Source organism: Pantoea phytostimulans (genome assembly GCF_046118715.1).
GTDB classification, from domain to species: domain Bacteria; phylum Pseudomonadota; class Gammaproteobacteria; order Enterobacterales; family Enterobacteriaceae; genus Pantoea; species Pantoea phytostimulans.
Window position 1 is genome coordinate 1,453,706 of sequence record NZ_CP173698.1, and the last position, 18,599, is coordinate 1,472,304.

Consider the following 18,599-nt stretch of genomic DNA (forward strand, 5'->3'; position numbering starts at 1 on the left):
CATATAAGGTTCGACCCATGCGCGAACTCCAGTGTGATACATCAACACGTCTGATTACGCTTAAGGATTAAATTGCATCATCTTCACGTGGGTTTGCAACTCTAATTTTACCTGACGGCAAAGAAATTGCGTAATTCGGGGTAAGAAATTTACGCATTTAAATTAAATTAAGTATATTTAACAGATAGTTACCATATTCATCTTTATTGGGGAAAATTAGGAGAATCCGTAAATTTTTGCCTGAATAAACTCAGAAGGCAGATGCAAGACGAGAAACCTCCTGCCGACGGCGCAGCAGAAGGTGGTGGCTAAAATGCTATCAGGCTTCAAGTAGCGATTGCGCTAAATAATGATGCTCATCAGCAACGCCGGGCAAAACATAAAAATATCCGCCACCGATCGGACGAATATATTCTTCCAGCGCTTCGCCATTCAGCCGGTTCTGTACCGTAATAAACCCTTTCTCTAAATCGTGCTGATAACAGACAAACAGCAGGCCCATTTCTAACTGACCAGAAGCAGAGATGCCGGCTGAATAGCTGTAACCGCGTCGCAGCATCAAACTGCTGTCAGTTTCAGGGGTACGTGGATTGGCCAAACGGATATGCGCATCTAATGCAATGACTTCACCGTCAGGATCGCGACTGTAATCCGGCACATCGCGTTCGTGCTTCATGCCCAGCGGCACCCCGCTCAGCTTCTCACGCCCAAAAATGGTCTCCTGCTCGCCCAATGGTGTACGGTCCCACATTTCCACATGGAAACTGATGATACGCACCGCCTGATAACTGCCGTTGCGCGCCCATGCGGGTTCATCCTGGTCATCAGTGACCCATAACATCTGCTTCATCAACGCAGCGTCATGACTATCGGGATTAGCGCTACCATCTTTAAAACCCAGCAGGTTGATCGGCGTCTCCTGGCCCAGGCTGCGTGCGGCGTGATCTGAGATAAAGCCTTCACGCCGCCAGCGCACGCCGAGCAGATCGGGCGTGTGTTTGATAATGTCGCGCAGCGCGTGAATCACCGTATCCTGAGTATTGGCGCAAATTTGCAGCAGCAGATCGCCATGGCATTGATTCGCGTCGAGCGAATCGTTAGGAAAGCGCGTCATGACCTGCAACTTTTTTGGTTTATGCGCAGCTAAACCAAAGCGTTCATCAAACAGCGACGTGCCTACCGAAACGGTGATGGTAAGGTTATCAGGCGCAATCTGCGCCCCTAAAATGCCTGAATCCATTGGCGGTAGTTGCGGGTTTGTGACGACTGGCGCGGGCCCGCCCGTGGTCAGAAAGGCGATACGCTGCGTGAGCAATCTGAACAAGCGTTGCAGATCGGCTTTGTCACTGGCCAACAGGTCAAACGCCACCAGCATCATTGATGCCTGCTGTGGCGTAATGATGCCCGCCTGATGCTGACCATAAAACGGTTGCACCTGCTGGCGCGCATTGGGTGTCACCGTGCCGGGAGAAAAGCTTTCGGCGGCAGCATGAAACGGGCAACCGCCGCCTAACGCCGCCGCGCCTCCCAGCAAGCCTAACCCTTTTAATAAACGACGACGCGCGGGTTGCGCGTCATCCTGCTGATTGCTCATGCTTAATTCAGACCCAGGGTTCCACGCAGTAAAGAGAGATCTTCTGCCAGTGCAGTAATCGGGCCTTTCAGCGCGTTACGGTCAGCGGTAGTGAGCTTCTCATAAGATTCGAAGCCCTCTTTAGTGCGGTATTTGCTGAGAATGGTATCGACTTTTTTGAAGTTACCCTCCACTTTCGCCAATAACTGTGGATTGGCTTTCTCTACCATAGGTCGCAGCAGTTCAACAATCTTCTGTGCGCCATCAACGTTGGCCTGGAAGTCCCACAAATCGGTGCGGCTGTAGCGATCCTCTTCACCGGAAATCTTGCTGGAAGCGACCTCTTCAATCAATCCGGCGGCACCACCCACAACTTTTGCTGGCGGGAAAGCCAACTCACTGATGCGCGTTTGCAGATCCAATACATCTTTGTTTAGCTGATCAGCATAACCTTCCATACCTTTGGTGCTGTTGTCCGCAAACAGCGCTTTTTCCAGACGGTGGAAACCAGTGAACTTAGGATCTTCCGCTTTCTTTTCATAGTCATCTTCGCGGGCATCAATGCTGCCGTCGAGATCGGAGAACAGTTCTGCAATCGGTTCAATGCGCTCGTAATGTTGACGAGTCGGGGCAAACAGCGCTTTGGCTTTTTCTGTATCGCCCGCTTTTACCGCATCGGTAAAGGCTTGCGTGCCGCTAACCAACTGTGCGACTTCACCGGTAACGTAAGCTTTATATTCGCTAATCGGGCCAACCAGCTGCATCACATCGCCGCCCTTTTTCGCTGTTGCTGTACCGCTGGCTTCGACAATCAGCTTACCTTTCGGATTACTCAGCAGCCCGCAGGTCATGTCATATTCGCCAGCCTCCAGCGTGGCCGTCATTTTCTGGCTGAAGCCCGGTGCAATGTTTTCGCGCTCTTCGACCACCATCACACCTTTCAGGATTTCCCATTCCAGCGCTTTCTGGCTGTTGTTCTTGATCAGGAATTGGGTTTTACCCGCCTTTACCGTCAGTGACATCGGCTCACACTGTTTGTCATTCACGCTAACGGTCACCTGCGGAACGGCTGCGGCTGCGGCTGAACCAGAGATAGCCAGCAGCGAAGCCAGCAGTGCCTTGCGGCGGAAAAGCGTCATCATAATTCTGTCCCTTTAATGATTATGGCGAGCGCGAGGTGCGCGCTCAGTAATGGCTTAGCGCACGGCAGCTGATGTGGTCGGTCGCGTTGGCGTGAAAAAAAGCAGTAAAAACGGTATCAGATAGCAGAAATAGACCGTGACTTCGCTAATGCTTGGCGCCTCCTGATAACCCAATATGCCCTCCAGCAAGGTGCCAAACAGCGAATGCGTAGATAAGGTGCCACTGAGATCAAAGGCCACATCCTGAAAATGGTTCCAGAGGCCCGCCTCATGAAAAGCGCGTATCGCACCCGCCGCCAGACCCGCCGCGACAAATAAAATAAACACGCTGGTCCAGCGAAAGAAATGCGCCATGTTCAGCCGAATACCGCCCCAATAGAGCAGCATGCCGAGTATCACCGCCGTGGCCAGGCCTAGCACCGCACCGATCGGTGGCGCGTATCCAACATCTTGCGTAAAGGCAGCCAGCAGGAAAAATACCGATTCCAGCCCTTCCCGCGCCACCGCAAGAAACACCATCAACACGAGCGCTAGCCCGCCGCCGCCCTTTTTTGTCAGCGCCTGATCGACCGCCTGCTCCAGCTCGCCTTTGATGTTGCGCGCCACTTTACGCATCCAAAACACCATTGAGGTCAGAATCACCACCGCAATGACGGCCACGATGCCCTCAAACAGCTCTTGCTGCTTTTGCGGAAATTCGCCGGTGGTTTCGTTGATGAAGATACCTAGCGCAAGGCAGAGCGCAGCGGCAATAAATACGCCAGCCCACAGGGCAGGAAACCATTGAGTACGCTGGGTGCGCTTCAAATAGCTGGCGATCAGGCTGACAATCAATGCGGCTTCTAAGCCTTCACGCAGCATGATGAGAAACGGAACAAACATCGCCAACCTCTTGAATGTTAAGCAGCGTCAATAACAAGTAAATTTTCGTAAATCTAAACGAGTTCGATTATCATTATCGCTGAGTAAAAAACAAGTTGCTGAGTGAGATTATTTCGCTTTTGTCGCAAGAAGCTTTGTAACAAGCCATAAAAAAAGCCCGCCTTGTCAGAAGGCGGGCTTCGGTAGGAAAGCAGGTTATTTCGTCTGGAACTCCGCTTCTGCCGCATCAAAACGTTTCATGGCTTCGGCTGACGGCGCACGGCCCATCAGGCTGAAAACCACAATTGCGATGCTGGCAAAAATGAAGCCTGGGATGATTTCATACAGATCCAGCCAGCCATACTGTTTCCATACCAACACCGTAACGGCACCGATAATCATACCGGCCAGCGCGCCATTGCGGTTCATGCGCTTCCAGCAAACGCCGAACAGCACAACCGGACCAAAGGCAGCACCAAAACCTGCCCAGGCATAGCTCACCAGACCCAGTACGCGGTTTTCTGGATTCGAAGCCAGCGCAATGGCGATTATCGCAATCAACAGCACCATTAAGCGCCCTACCCAAACCAGCTCTTTCTGGCTGGCGTTTTTGCGAAACAGCCCTTTATAGAGATCTTCCGTCAAGGCGCTGGAGCAGACCAACAGTTGGCAGCTCAGCGTTGACATCACTGCTGCCAAAATGGCGGAAAGCAGGATACCGGCGATCCATGGGTTAAACAGAATGCGCGTCAGTTCGATAAAGATGCGTTCGCCATTTTCACTCACGCCTGCTGCTTGTGATGGATTGTTCTGGAAATAAGCGATGCCGAAGAAGCCGACCGCAACGGCACCTGCCAGGCACAAAATCATCCAGGCCATGCTAATGCGGCGTGCGGTACGAATGGAGCGGTGCGAATCCGCTGCCATAAAGCGCGCCAGGATATGCGGTTGCCCAAAGTAGCCCAAGCCCCAGCCCAACAACGAAATCACCGCAACAAAATTCAGCCCTTTCAGCATGTCGATATTTTCGAGGCTTTTGGCTTCAATCACTGCGAGTGAATCTGAGAAGCCGCCGACCGAGATAATCACAATGACAGGCGTCAGAATCAGCGCAAAAAACATCAAGCTGGCCTGCACGGTATCGGTCCAGCTGACCGCCAGGAATCCGCCCACCAACGTATAGAGGATGGTCGCTGCGGCGCCAGCCCACAATGCGGTTTCGTAACTCATGCCAAAGGTGCTTTCAAACAGGCGCGCCCCGGCCACCACGCCCGAGGCGCAATAGATAGTGAAGAAAACCAGGATAACGATCGCGGAGATGACACGCAGAATTTTACTGTGATCTTCAAAACGGCTGGAGAAGAAGTCTGGCAGCGTCAGGGCATTGTTGTGGTGCTCCGTTTGAACACGCAGGCGACCCGCTACAATTTTCCAGTTTAGCCATGCGCCAATAATCAGGCCGATAGCGATCCAACTCTCGGAGATACCAGAAATGAAAATGGCACCTGGCAACCCCATTAACAGCCAGCCGCTCATATCAGATGCCCCTGCGGACAAGGCTGTAACAACGCTACCGAGGCTACGACCACCCAGAATATAATCATCAAAATTCTTGGTTGAACGGTAGGCAATAAAGCCAATCAGTATCATCCCGAGAATATAAATCAAAAAGGTCACCAACATTGGTGTGCTTATACTCATCTGTCTCTCCATTTATTATTTAATTTCCCCAGAGAAATCGCTTGCTGGTGGTTGCCGGAACGGGGTAACCAGGCAGCGTATCCTCATCAGGGCATGAGCCATTTCCCCGAGGCGCAGTATCCTGCCGGAAAGGCGTGACGCGCACAATGGATTTAACACAGGCGCTACAGCGATTTCACTAACCGTTTGCGAAAAATTGCTCAGAGGTTGCACTCGCTCACAGATCTGGAGTTGCACCCAAGAACGTTCTTATAAAACCCGCGGTTTCTCTGGCCTGCCACGTTGGCCAGATTCTTGCAGCAAGATCTGTGCCGCATTTTGAAATTTAACATTCGACGACGTGGAAAACTTGCTATCTGACTCACGATTAACATGGTTGCACAAAGTTGCAACATGAGTGATAGTGCTGGCCACGCCGTACCGAACCACTTTTAAGGAGCACTGGAGTCATGGGTACAACCACCATGGGTGTAAAACTGGATGATGCGACTCGCGAGCGCATTAAACTGGCCGCACAACGCATCGATCGCACGCCGCACTGGCTGATCAAGCAAGCGATTTTTAACTATCTTGGCCAGCTTGAAACGGGCACTTCACTGCCGGAAATTCCGCTGTCGGCATTGGCCGCGGCAGAAGGTGATGAAGCCGCGCCAGACGAGTCCCATCAACCGTTCCTTGACTTCGCTGAGCAGATTCTGCCGCAGTCGGTTACGCGTTCTACGGTGACTGCCGCCTGGCGTCGGCCCGAAACGGATGCGGTACCGATGATGTTGGAACAGGCGCGTCTTCCTGCTCCGCTGGCAGAAAAAACCCATCAGTTAGCCTACAAGCTGGCTGACAAGCTCCGGCACCAAAAAGGGGCAACTGGGCGCGCTGGGATGGTGCAAAGCCTGTTGCAGGAGTTCTCTCTCTCTTCTCAGGAAGGTGTTGCGCTAATGTGTTTAGCGGAAGCGCTGTTGCGTATTCCTGACAAGCCTACCCGCGATGCGTTAATTCGCGACAAAATCAGCAACGGCAATTGGCAATCGCATCTTGGCCGCAGCCCTTCCCTGTTCGTCAACGCGGCAACCTGGGGTTTATTGTTTACCGGTCGTTTGGTTTCTACCCATAACGAAGCGAATCTTTCGCATTCGCTTAACCGTATTATCGGGAAAAGCGGCGAACCGCTGATTCGTAAAGGCGTAGACATGGCGATGCGCTTGATGGGTGAGCAATTCGTTACGGGCGAAACCATTGCTGAAGCGTTGGCGAATGCCCGCAAGCTGGAAGAGAAGGGTTTCCGCTACTCCTACGACATGCTGGGTGAAGCCGCGCTGACCGCCAGCGACGCCAAAGCCTATTTGGTCTCTTATCAACAGGCGATTCACGCGATTGGCAAAGCCTCAAACGGGCGCGGCATCTATGAAGGCCCTGGCATTTCGATCAAGCTTTCTGCGCTGCATCCACGCTATAGCCGCGCGCAATATGAACGCGTAATGGAAGAGCTTTATCCGATTCTGAAATCGCTGACGCTGCTGGCGCGCTCTTATGACATCGGTATTAACATTGACGCAGAAGAAGCCGATCGTCTGGAGCTGTCGCTGGATCTGCTGGAAAAACTCTGCTTCGAGCCGGAACTGGAAGGCTGGAACGGTATCGGCTTTGTGATTCAGGCTTACATGAAGCGCTGCCCGTTTGTGATTGATGAATTGATCGATCTGGCGCAACGCAGTCGCCGTCGCCTGATGATCCGTCTGGTAAAAGGCGCCTATTGGGACAGCGAAATCAAACGTGCCCAAATGGAAGGCCTGGAAGGTTATCCGGTTTATACCCGCAAGGTGTATACCGACATCTCTTATCTGGCCTGCGCACGCAAATTATTGTCGGTGCCGAACCTGATTTATCCGCAGTTTGCGACCCACAATGCGCATACGTTGGCGGCAATTTACCAGCTGGCGGGCAATAACTATTATCCAGGCCAGTATGAATTCCAGTGCCTGCACGGGATGGGCGAACCGCTCTACGAGCAGGTGGTGGGCAAAGTTGCGGATGGCAAACTGAATCGACCTTGCCGCATTTATGCGCCGGTAGGTACGCATGAAACACTGCTGGCTTACCTGGTGCGTCGTCTGTTGGAAAACGGCGCCAATACCTCATTCGTTAACCGCATCGCTGACACGTCGTTACCAATTGATGAGCTGGTAGCCGATCCGGTCAGCGCAGTGGAAAAAATGGGTGCCAGCGAAGGGGCTATTGGCCTGCCGCATCCGAAGATTCCATTGCCACGTGAGCTTTATGGCAAATACCGTGTGAACTCTGCCGGTTTGGATATGGCCAACGAGCACCGCCTTGCGTCGTTGTCCAGCGCCTTGCTCAGCAGCGCGGCACATCCCACTGTGGCACAGCCGATTATTGATGGCGAACTGATCGCGGGTGAAACCCATGCCGTCATTAACCCTGCCACGCCAAATGATGTTGTGGGCCACGTACGTGAAGCCAGCGAGCAGGAAGTGTCGCAAGCACTGGATGCCTCCGTGAATGCGGGTCCGATCTGGTTCGCAACGCCACCGGAAGAGCGTGCTGCCATTTTGGAACGCGCTGCAGAGATCATGGAAAGCCAGATGCAACAGCTGCTCGGCATCCTGGTGCGTGAAGCGGGTAAAACCTACAACAATGCCATTGCAGAAGTGCGCGAAGCGGTCGATTTCCTCTATTACTATGCGGGCATGGTGCGCGATGATTTCGACAACGAAACGCATCGTCCATTAGGCCCGGTGGTCTGTATTAGCCCGTGGAACTTCCCATTAGCGATTTTTACCGGCCAGATTGCTGCTGCGTTAGCGGCGGGTAACAGCGTGCTGGCTAAACCGGCTGAGCAAACGCCATTAATTGCCGCACAGGCGGTGCAGATTCTGCTGGATGCAGGCGTTCCAACTGGCGTGTTGCAGCTTTTGCCCGGCCAGGGTGAAACTGTTGGCGCACAGCTGACCGGCGATGAGCGCGTACGTGGCGTGATGTTTACCGGTTCAACCGCTGTCGCCACGCTGCTGCAGCGTAATCTGGCGGGTCGCCTTGATCCTCAAGGCCGTCCTACCCCACTGATTGCAGAAACCGGCGGCATGAATGCAATGATCGTCGACTCCTCGGCGCTGACTGAACAAGTGGTGACGGATATCGTAGCATCGGCCTTTGACAGCGCCGGTCAACGCTGTTCTGCCTTGCGTTTGCTCTGTATCCAGGCCGATGTTGCCGATCACACCCTCAAAATGTTGCGCGGTGCGATGGCAGAATGTCGTATGGGTAATCCTGAGCGTCTCTCAACCGATATCGGTCCGGTGATTGATGCCGAAGCGAAAGAGAACATTGAGCGTCACATTCAGGCGATGCGCAATAAAGGCTTCGCCGTGTATCAGGCCGTGCAGGAAAACCCGCAGGACAGTAAAGAGTGGGCAACCGGCACCTTTATCAAACCAACGCTGATTGAACTGGATCAGGTCAGTGATCTGGATAAAGAAGTTTTTGGTCCGGTGCTGCATGTGGTGCGCTTCACACGCAACGATTTACCTAAACTGGTCGATCACATTAACGCTTCTGGTTACGGGCTGACGCTAGGCGTCCACACGCGCATCGATGAAACCATCGCGCAGGTGACGGCCAATGCCAAAGTCGGCAACCTTTACGTTAACCGCAACATGGTGGGTGCGGTGGTGGGCGTGCAGCCCTTTGGCGGCGAAGGCTTGTCTGGAACCGGCCCGAAAGCGGGTGGCCCGCTTTACCTCTATCGCTTGCTCTCTCACCGCCCGGATGGCGCGCTGCGTCTGACCTTTGATCGTCAGGATGCTGAACGCCCGGCAGACAGCACGCTGCGTCAGGCGCTGCTGGAACCGCATAAGGCGCTGAGCGAGTGGGCAAAAGAGAAGCCGGAGTTGGCGATGCTGTGTCAACAGTATGCCGATCTGGCGCAGGCCGGAACGGTACGTCTGCTGCCTGGCCCAACCGGCGAGCGCAACACCTTCTCACTGTTACCGCGCGACAGCGTGTTGTGTCTGGCCGATAACCAGCAGGATGCGTTAATTCAGCTGGCTGCGGTAACCAGCGTCGGCAGCACAGCGGTGTGGCCGGATGACGAATTACATCGCACCTTGCTGGCAAGCCTGCCTGCCGCAGTGAAAGCCCGCGTTAGCCTGGCGAAAGATCCGCTGGCGGAAGCGTTTGATGCGGTGATTTATCATGGAGATGCCGATCAGCTCCGCACGCTCTGCGAACAGATTGCTGCGCGCAACGGCGCGATTGTTTCGGTGCAGGGCTTTGCGCGTGGTGAAACTAATTTGCTGCTGGAGCGGTTGCTGATTGAGCGCTCACTGAGTGTGAATACTGCTGCCGCAGGTGGGAATGCCAGTCTGATGACCATCGGGTAAGGATGGAGGTTCGGGGCGCGAACCGGGCGCTTGGGTTCGGGGCGCGAACCGGCGCCTGAGTTCAAAGCGCCGAACCGGGCGCTTAAGTTCGGGGCGCGAACCGGGCGCTTGGGTTCAAAGCGCCGAACCGGGCGCGGTGGCTTTTTCGTTCGCCCGCCAACCGGGCAGTTTCATTTCCTCCCTGCGGGCGACCGACAAGGGTTGCTGAGCGGCAACCCTTGACCCGCGCTTCCGGCCAGCCCCCTCGCCGCTTCGCGGTTCCCTCGCTTTTTCACGATTTCTGACGGACCGGACGGATTCGCCATCCTGGCTCACGCCGTCCTCATCGCGGCATCCCTGCCGCTCGTCCTGAAATCCCTCATTCTCTCGGCGAGTGAAATGGCCTCTGGCAAACCCCGCTGCAGCAGCGGCACCTTTTCTTGTATGTTTAGCGCTGCTGTGAGTCTTACAAACCCATCCCGCCTTCTCGCGTCTTCGATGACTGAATTTCTACAGACCTGTCTGTGGGCTTTAGTTTTATGAACTGAGTCTTGGAGCATCGGAGTTTCAGACGAGGATGTATGTAAGAAAGAAAAGGAAGTGGCAGGCGTTGGGGTGCCGGAGGCATACGGCGCGCTGAGGAAAGAACGGAGGCCAGGGCGAGCGGCAGGGATGCCGCGAAGAGGCTGGGTCGAGCCAGGACGGCGAGTCCATCCGGTCCGTCAGGCCGGGTGAGTGACGAAGGAACCGCGCGAAGCGTGGCGCGGAGTCTGCCGGACGCCGGGATTGTTAAGGGGCTGGCGTAAGCCCCTTAACACGTCCGCCTGCCCGGAGCAGATGAAACTGCCCAGCGCCTGGCGGGCGGAACCTTCACGGAGTGAGCCCTCTTCACGAAGTTCGGGCCGCGAACCGGCGCTTGGGTTCAAAGCGCCGAACCGGGCGCGGTGGCTTTTTCGTTCGCCCGCCAACCGGGCAGTTTCATTTCCTCCCTGCGGGCGACCGACAAGGGTTGCTGAGCGGCAACCCTTGACCCGCGCTTCCGGCCAGCCCCCTCGCCGCTTCGCGGTTCCCTCGTTTTTTCACGATTTCTGACGGACCGGACGGATTCGCCATCCCTGGCTCACGCCGCCCTCATCGCGGCATCCCTGCCGCTCGTCCTGAAATCCCTCACTCTCTCGGCGAGTGAAATGGCCTCTGGCAAACCCCGCGGCAGCAGCGGCACCTTTTCTTGTATGTTTAGCGCTGCTGTGAATCCCACAAACCCATTCCTCCTTCTCGCGTCTTCGGTTACTGAATTTCTACAGCCCTGTCTGTGGGCTTTAACTTTATGAACTGAGCTTTGAGCTTTGAGCTTTGAGCTTTGAGTTTTGAGCTTTGAGCTTTGAGCTTTGAGCTTTGAGGCATCAAAGTTTCAGAAGAGGATGTATGTAAGAAAGAAAAGAAAGTGGCAGGCGGTGGGGTGCCGGAGGCATACGGCGCGCTGAGGAAAGAACGGAGGCCAGGGCGAGCGGCAGGGATGCCGCGAAGAGGCTGGGTCGAGCCAGGACGGCGAGTCCAGCCGGTCCGTCAGGCCGGGTGAGTGACGAAGGAACCGCGCGAAGCGTGGCGCGGAGTCTGCCGGACGCCGGGATTGTTAAGGGGCTGGCGTAAGCCCCTTAACACGTCCGCCTGCCCGAGCAGATGAAACTGCCCAGCGCCTGGCGGGCGGAACCTTCACGGAGTGAGCCCTCTTCACGAAGTTCGGGCCGCGAACCGGCGCTTGGGTTCAAAGCGCCGAACCGGCGCGGTGGCTTTTTCGTTCGCCCGGCAACCGGGCAGTTTCATTTCTTCCCTGCGGGCGACCGACAAGGGTTGCTGAGCGGCAACCCTTGACCCGCGCTTCCGGCCAGCCCCCTCGCCGCTTCGCGGTTCCCTCGTTTTTTCACGATTTCTGACGGACCGGACGGATTCGCCATCCTGGCTCACCCCGCCCTCATCGCGGCATCCCTGCCGCTCGTCCTGAAATCCCTCATTCTCTCGGCGAGTGAAATGGCCTCTGACAGATCCCGCTGCAACAGCGGCACCTTTTCTTTTATGTTTTGCACTGCTGTGAATCTCATAAACCCATCCCGCCTTCTCACATCTTCGGTTACTGAATTTCTACAGCCCTGTCTGTGGGCTTTAACTTTATGAACTGAGTTTTGAGATTTGAGATTTGAGATTTGAGATTTGAGATTTGAGATTTGAGATTTGAGATTATTTTTGAAGCATCGGGGTTTCAGACGAGGATGTATGTAAGAAAGAAAAAGGAAGTGGCAGGCGGTGGGGTGCCGGAGGCATACGGCGCGCTGAGGAAAGAACGGAGGCCAGGGCGAGCGGCAGGGATGCCGCGAAGAGGCTGGGTCGAGCCAGGACGGCGAGTCCAGCCGGTCCGTCAGGCCGGGTGAGTGACGAGGGAACCGCGCGAAGCGTGGCGCAGAGTCTGCCGGACGCCGGGATTGTTAAGGGGCTGGCGTAAGCCCCTTAACACGTCCGCCTGCCCGGAGCAGATGAAACTGCCCAGCGCCTGGCGGGCGGAATCTTCACGGAGTGAGCCCTCTTCACGAAGTGAGGCATCTTCCCGGAGTGAGGCACCTGCACAGCCCGCTGCAAGCGAAATTCACACTCCGTGCACTGACCTTAGCCCGCTGCAAGCGTGAAAGTGCCCACATTGGGCACCCTCCCTCCGCTACACCGACGGACTGCGGTTCCGCTTCATCCCAATCAACGTTGGGAAAATAAACAGCGATTGCCCCAATCCACGGTTGGTGAGCGACCACACAGCAACCGAACAGAGTGAACAAAGGGCCACGATAGCCAACGGGTAGAAGCACGCCCATATAAACGAAAACCAGGCCTGTTCAAACAGATGGTGACGTTGGGCAAACAAAATCGCCGACATGCCAAAGAACTCAATGAAGATGCGATGTATCACATAAATTTGTAGCGTGTTGCGTCCAATCCAGTTCATGTAAGACATACTGAAATGCTGGTTTAGCCAGCGACAGGCGGCCACACTAAACAACACCGCGATAATGCAGGTAAACAGACTTTTATCGAGTCCAAAAATCACATGGATACCGGCCAGCGCCGCCAAGATTGCCCAAGGCATGAAGTTCTCACGACGCCATTCGCTGAGACGCAACATGGTGCTGCTGCAAAAAGCGCCCAATAAAAAGAACAGAAAATATTGCGCAACGCTTTGCGGTCCCCAATACGGAATGATTTTCTCGACAGCAAGATAGTTAAGGACCACCGCCGCGATAAACAGCGCCAACTTATATTGGCGAAACATCTTCGCACACAGGAAATATATCGCCAATCCGTACAAATACCAGGAAGTACTCATGGCCATAAAGGTTAATTTTAGAAATTCAAATAAAGAACCTGCATAAGCAGCGTTTAAGTTTTGAGAAATACGTTGACCGGTAATTTCAGTGGATATGCCAACAATCGACCACCATTGAATGAATCCCCATAATATATAAAGGTAGAATAGATTAGTAATTCGGCTGGTGAATACCTGTTTCCATGGCCGCTTCATAATTCCATTCGTCGCCAATAAACCAGAAACAAAGAAAAAAGCTGGCATTCGTAACGGCGACAAAACAGTATTAAACTGCACCCATATTTCAGCAGGAATCCATCCCGCAGAGAGATATTTCAGCGTGCTTTCAAACCCAGGCAATACTGTGTGATACAGCACGACCAACAGAATACAGGCGCCTTTTAGGGTATTCACCCACAATATTTCATCTGACTTGATGTTGTTCATTTATTGACTCCTGCTGTGTGGTACAGAATGCTGAATAAACAATGCGAGGTATTGCACTAGGTTTTTAGAATTATTAGGTGATTATTCGCCAATGAAGGATGGGTGAATGTAGCGAAACTCTTAAAAGTCTTGAAGTGGCCCTGTTACAAACAGTTATTTACGCTATCTCATGTTTCTTTACATTAGCTGCGCATAAATAATCCTGCTTAATTTTAAACACTAAGAAGTGAAAATGAATTTGGCTATTATCGCCTGCAGCATATTTAAATGAGAGAAACCTAAGGGCAATTAAACCAGAATAAAGTGGGCGAGTAGAAAAGATTTGTCAGATGCGTCAAAATGTTTAACGAGAATATAAAACATATGCTATGCAGAATTAAATGGGTAGGATTACGTGTAGGAATGAAATAAAAAAGGCCAGAATATCTGGCCTTATCGGGATTAACGTTCGCCAGGCACCTCTTCAGGTTTAACGGGCTGTCGCAGTAAACGCGGATACACAAACAGCATGCGTCCCGGACCACGATTAAGTATTGACCATACCGCTAAAGAGATCAGCACGCATAGCGTGACACCGCACGCTGGCATCACTAACGCCCACGTCCAACTGAAGGCTGCCGTGCCAAACCAACCATAATGTAATGCCAGCGTCAGCGCGCTCAGGCCCAGCAGTTCAATGAAGATACGGTGCAAAACATAGATTTGCAGCGTGTTGCGGCCAATCCAGTTCAGCCATGCCATGTTAAAGCGCTCATTGAGGAAGCGGCACAGCACGATGCCAAATACGATGGTCAGTAAGCTATAGAACGGATTTTTATAATGGCCGACTGCATGATGTGCAATGCCGACTAGCGCGATCGCGGCTAACCACACCCAGTGGCGGCCTTCCAGCTTGCTTAACTCAACCAGCGCCTGGCTAAAGAAAACGCCGAGCAGAAAATAGAGATAGTTCTGTGCCACGCTGGCCGGGCCCCATCCGGGGATGAGATTGAATTGGGCCGCATAGTTCGCCACTAATGCCAACACCACCAGGGCGATCTTTTGTTTGTGGAACAGCTTGGTAGCAAGGAAAAAACCTGCCAGCGCGTAGAGATACCATAAGCTGGTCATTGACAGCATCAGCAGCTTCACAAACTCCAGCGGCGTATCGGCGTAAGCCGCATTCTTGGTACCCGAAAGCTTTTCACCCAGATGTGTCGCGATGTAGTGAATAGAGAGCCACTGAATCACGCCCCATAACAGGTAAAGATAAACGATATTGCTGAATTTTTTTGTAAAAACGTCCTGCCAGCTTTTTTTGACGATGGAGCTGCAGGCCAGTAAACCAGAAACGAAGAAAAAGGCTGGCATTCGTAAAGGTGAGAGATACTTATTAAAGGCGACCCACCATTCAGCTGGCGCAATGCCTGCAGTCAGATAATGCAGTGAGGGCGCAAAGGTCGTGATGATGGTGTGGTGTAACACCACCAGCAAAATACACCCCCCTTTCAAGGTGTTAATCCAAAGAACTTCTTTCTTCGCTGGCGTACTCATTGTGATGTCCTGATGCCATGTATTTGTAAAGAATTATTTAGATTTATAAAAAAAGTCACAATGAGGTGGAATCCCAAAAGGAAAATTTCAGGGTTTAAGCGAGCAAGGTTTGTCCGAATTAAGGTCTAATTCAGGAAGTTACACTCATATCTCTGCGTTATTTTCAGATAATACCTGGATGAAATAGTTAACAGCAGTAATGCGCCTTCCTGGCGGAAGGCGAGATAATTACTGATTCAGGAACTTTTCGAGGAATTGGCGGGTACGTGATTGCTGCGGATTGCTAAACAACGCCTTCGCGTCACCTTGTTCAACGATACGGCCCTGGTCCATGAAGATAGCGCGATCGGCTACGTCGCGGGCAAAGCTCATTTCATGTGTGACGATCACCATGGTGCGCTTCTCTTCTGCCAGCGCCCGTATAGTATTCAACACCTCGCCAACCAGCTCGGGATCCAACGCAGAGGTCGGTTCATCAAACAAGATAACTTCCGGGCGCATCGCGAGCGCACGGGCGATTGCCACACGCTGCTGCTGTCCGCCCGAAAGACGACGAGGAAAACTCTCCTCTTTGCCCTGCAATCCCACTTTTTCCAGCAGTGAACGCGCTCGGGCTATCGCTTCTGCTTTCGGTTCACCTTTTACGATCACCGGACCTTCGATGATGTTTTCCAGTACCGAACGGTGAGGAAAAAGGTTGAAGCTTTGAAAGACAAAACCCACCTGCTGACGTAAACGACGAACCTGCTCTTTCTGTTTACTCTGCGCCAGCGCGGCTTCAATGGTGATGTCACCCACTTTGATGCGACCGCTGTCTGGAACTTCTAACAGGTTGATGCTGCGAAGTAAGGTGGTTTTTCCCGAGCCGCTCGGCCCAATAATCGCCACCACTTCACCGGAGGCAACGTCAAGATCAATGCCGTGCAGCACCGTTTGGCCGTTGAAGGTTTTGACCAGTTTACGCACTTCAATGGCACTCATTTCGACTCCCGATCCTGACGGTTAACGTGATCTTCCAGACGGTTTTGCAGCATGGACAACAGCGTTGCCATTACCCAATAGATCAATGATGCTGCCAGATACATGGTGAATACTTCCAACGTCCGCGAGGTGATCAACTGCGCCTGACGGAACAGTTCCGGCACCTGAATGGTTGCCGCCAGCGACGTGTCTTTTACCAGGCTGATAAAACTGTTACCTAACGGCGGCAATGCCGTACGCGCAGCCTGAGGCAGAATAACGCGACGCAGCGTTTGCCAACGCGTCATACCGATACTGGCGGCCGCTTCCCATTGGCCACGTTCAATCGCAGAGATTGCGCCACGCAATGATTCTGACGCATACGCCGCCGTATTAAGCGACAAGCCAATCATCGCCGACGGGATCGGATCCAGCTCAATGCCGAACTGCGGCAAACCGTAATAAATCATAAACAGTTGCGCGATCAGCGGCGTGCCACGGAAGATCGACACATAGATGCGGGAGAGCCAGCTTATCGGCCACAAGTGCGACAGGCGCATCAGCGCAAGGATGAAACCCAGCACCAGGCCGAAAAACATCCCGCCAATGCTGAGTTGCAGCGTGAACAGCGCGCCCTTTAATAAAAAGGGTGCTGAATCCAGCACCAGTTGTAAGCTTTCCTGCATTATTTAGTCACATCCGCGCCGAACCATTTTTCGGACAGCTTGCTGAGTGAGCCATCTTTCTGCATATCGGCAATCGCCTGATTAATCGCTTTCAGCAGATCATCATCGCCTTTACGCAGCGCCACACCCGATTCCAGACGTGAAAACGCATTACCCGCCACGGCCATGGTGTTGCCGGTCTTTTTCACCAGATCCAACGCAGCCAGACGATCAACCAAGATCGCATCAAGACGGCCTGAGCGCAGATCCTGATATTTGGTTGGGTCATCATCGTAGGTACGAATATCCACGTTTTTAACGTTATCTCGCAGCCACTGCTCGTAGTTAGAACCTAAGCCGACACCCACTTTCTTACCGGACAAATCTTCAGGCTTAGTGATGGTGCCCGCTTTGGCTTTCATGGTCAGCGCCTGGACACCAGAAACAGTGTAAGGCGTGGAGAAGTCATACTTCTTCTTACGGTCATCAGAGATGGTGACCTGATTGATGACCACGTCGATACGCTTCGAATCCAGCGAAGCCAACATGCCGTCCCATTTGGTCGGTTTCAGGCTGGCCTTCACGCCAAGGTGCTGCGCCAGCTGCTCGGCGAACTCCACTTCAAAACCGGTCAGCTTGCCGCTTTCATCCTGGAAGCTGAACGGCGGATACGTTCCTTCAAGGCCAACCAGTAACGTGCCGCGATCTTTCACTTTATACAGCAAATTTTCTGCCGCGAAAGTATTGACGTTAACGCCGGCGACCAGCGCCATCGCCATAACGCCCAGCGCCAGTTGGCGACGTACACGAGAAAAAACCATATTCACCCCAATTTATTAGTATGTGATGTGTGTTGTGCGGCAGCGTTTGCTGCCGAGCCTTACTGAGTAAGTTTTAGATTATAAACTGGATTTTTCCTGCTGTATCAGACTGAAGGGTGATAAGCAAATAACGCCGGTGCGCCGCCCGTATGAATAAACAGCAGCGGGCCTTCGCGGCGGAAGCGATTTTGACTGATGCCATCCAGCAATCCCGCCATTGCTTTGCCAGTGTAAACTGGATCGAGCAGGATACCTTCAAGGCGCGCCAGCAGTTTTACCGCCGCCATGCCCTCTTCGTTCGGCTCGCCGTAGCGGGGTGCAAAGTAATCATCCCAGAGCGTGATGGGCGCGTTGGCGGTTAGCGCTAATTGTGTTGCCAGCGGCTGACGAATGCGCTCGACCACTGGCAGCTGCGCTTCTACTGTGCGTGAAACCGTTATGCCAACCAACTCAGTTTCTGGCAGCAAGTGCTCCAGACCCACCGCTAAACCCGCGTGGGTTCCAGCGCTGCCTGATGCCACCACCACAGCGGCGAAATCCACCACACCTTCGCTTTGGTGCGCAATCTCCTGTGCGCATTCAACATAACCCAACGCGCCAAGCGTATTCGAGCCGCCCACCGGCACCACATACGGACGGAAACCCTGCGCTTCAAGCCGCGTGGCGTGTTCAGCGAGTTGTTCATGAGGATTATACAAGGCATCAACCATGACGATTTCGGCATCCATCAGGTCGAGCAGCAAGCGGTTCCCGTTGCTGAGGTAGTTTTCTGAGGCAGTACCAATCGGATTTTCAAGCAGGGCAACGCATTTCAAACCCAGCCGAGCGGCGACGGCCGCGGTTTGCCGCACATGGTTGGACTGGATTGCGCCCGCAGTCAGCAGCACGTCGGCCCCTTCACGCAGCGCATCAGCGGCCAGGAATTCGAGTTTACGCAGTTTATTGCCGCCCATCGCCACTGGCGTGACATCGTCACGTTTTATAAAGATATCGCGGGCAAGATAGTCGGAAAGTCGGGGTAAATGCTCAAGCGGCGTGGGTGCGCCCAGCAGTTCCAGACGAGGAAATTGATGAATAAGATGTAAAGACAAGGCTGCCTCCAAGGCATTGCGCAATGATCTTTACAGTGTTGCAGAAGATGAGGAAAGGATCATCCGTAAATCTGCGAGGCGCT

At 53.4% G+C, this 18,599-nt stretch carries 11 protein-coding genes; 1 reads left to right on the forward strand and 10 read right to left on the reverse strand.

The annotated features are described in order from the left end of the window. Positions 1-319: 319 nt before the first annotated feature. From efeB to putP, 4 genes are all read right to left on the reverse strand, one after another. Positions 320-1,594: an iron uptake transporter deferrochelatase/peroxidase subunit gene (efeB, locus tag ACF2G4_RS06875; protein WP_409075737.1), complete on the reverse strand. Its 1,275-nt coding sequence runs from the start codon at positions 1,592-1,594 to the stop codon at positions 320-322. A gap of 2 nt (positions 1,595-1,596) precedes the next feature. Further along, complete coding sequence (gene efeO, locus ACF2G4_RS06880; protein ID WP_409075738.1) at positions 1,597-2,715, reverse strand: iron uptake system protein EfeO; 1,119 nt, start codon at positions 2,713-2,715, stop codon at positions 1,597-1,599. Between the two features lie 54 nt (positions 2,716-2,769). Beyond that, positions 2,770-3,597, reverse strand: coding sequence for an iron uptake transporter permease EfeU (efeU, locus tag ACF2G4_RS06885; RefSeq protein ID WP_409075739.1), 828 nt, complete (start codon positions 3,595-3,597; stop codon positions 2,770-2,772). A gap of 195 nt (positions 3,598-3,792) precedes the next feature. Beyond that, entirely contained in the window at positions 3,793-5,277 is a 1,485-nt protein-coding gene (gene putP, locus ACF2G4_RS06890; protein WP_215846564.1) for a sodium/proline symporter PutP, read from the reverse strand. Positions 5,278-5,726: 449 nt separating this feature from the next. On the opposite strand from putP, the gene putA reads away from it, so the two are divergent. Beyond that, complete coding sequence (gene putA, locus ACF2G4_RS06895; RefSeq protein ID WP_409075740.1) at positions 5,727-9,674, forward strand: trifunctional transcriptional regulator/proline dehydrogenase/L-glutamate gamma-semialdehyde dehydrogenase; 3,948 nt, start codon at positions 5,727-5,729, stop codon at positions 9,672-9,674. Between the two features lie 2,686 nt (positions 9,675-12,360). Here putA and ACF2G4_RS06900 read toward each other — a convergent pair. From ACF2G4_RS06900 to ACF2G4_RS06925, 6 genes are all read right to left on the reverse strand, one after another. Further along, a complete protein-coding gene (locus ACF2G4_RS06900) occupies positions 12,361-13,446 on the reverse strand; it encodes an acyltransferase family protein (RefSeq protein ID WP_409075741.1) in 1,086 nt (361 codons plus the stop codon). Positions 13,447-13,887: 441 nt separating this feature from the next. After that, complete coding sequence (locus ACF2G4_RS06905) at positions 13,888-14,979, reverse strand: acyltransferase family protein (RefSeq protein ID WP_409075742.1); 1,092 nt, start codon at positions 14,977-14,979, stop codon at positions 13,888-13,890. A 228-nt stretch (positions 14,980-15,207) separates the two neighbouring features. Beyond that, positions 15,208-15,960, reverse strand: coding sequence for an L-cystine ABC transporter ATP-binding protein TcyN (gene tcyN, locus ACF2G4_RS06910; RefSeq protein WP_243077692.1), 753 nt, complete (start codon positions 15,958-15,960; stop codon positions 15,208-15,210). Further along, a complete protein-coding gene (gene tcyL, locus ACF2G4_RS06915) occupies positions 15,957-16,625 on the reverse strand; it encodes a cystine ABC transporter permease (RefSeq protein ID WP_215846561.1) in 669 nt (222 codons plus the stop codon). The genes tcyN and tcyL overlap by 4 nt, the downstream gene beginning before the upstream one ends. Further along, positions 16,625-17,425, reverse strand: a complete 801-nt coding sequence (gene tcyJ / locus ACF2G4_RS06920; RefSeq protein ID WP_409075743.1) for a cystine ABC transporter substrate-binding protein — start codon at positions 17,423-17,425, stop codon at positions 16,625-16,627. Before tcyJ ends, tcyL begins: the two co-directional genes overlap by 1 nt. A 104-nt stretch (positions 17,426-17,529) precedes the next feature. After that, positions 17,530-18,516 carry a D-cysteine desulfhydrase gene (locus tag ACF2G4_RS06925; RefSeq protein WP_409075744.1) on the reverse strand — a complete coding sequence of 329 codons (987 nt, stop codon included), beginning with the start codon at positions 18,514-18,516 and terminating at the stop codon, positions 17,530-17,532. Positions 18,517-18,599: the final 83 nt, after the last annotated feature.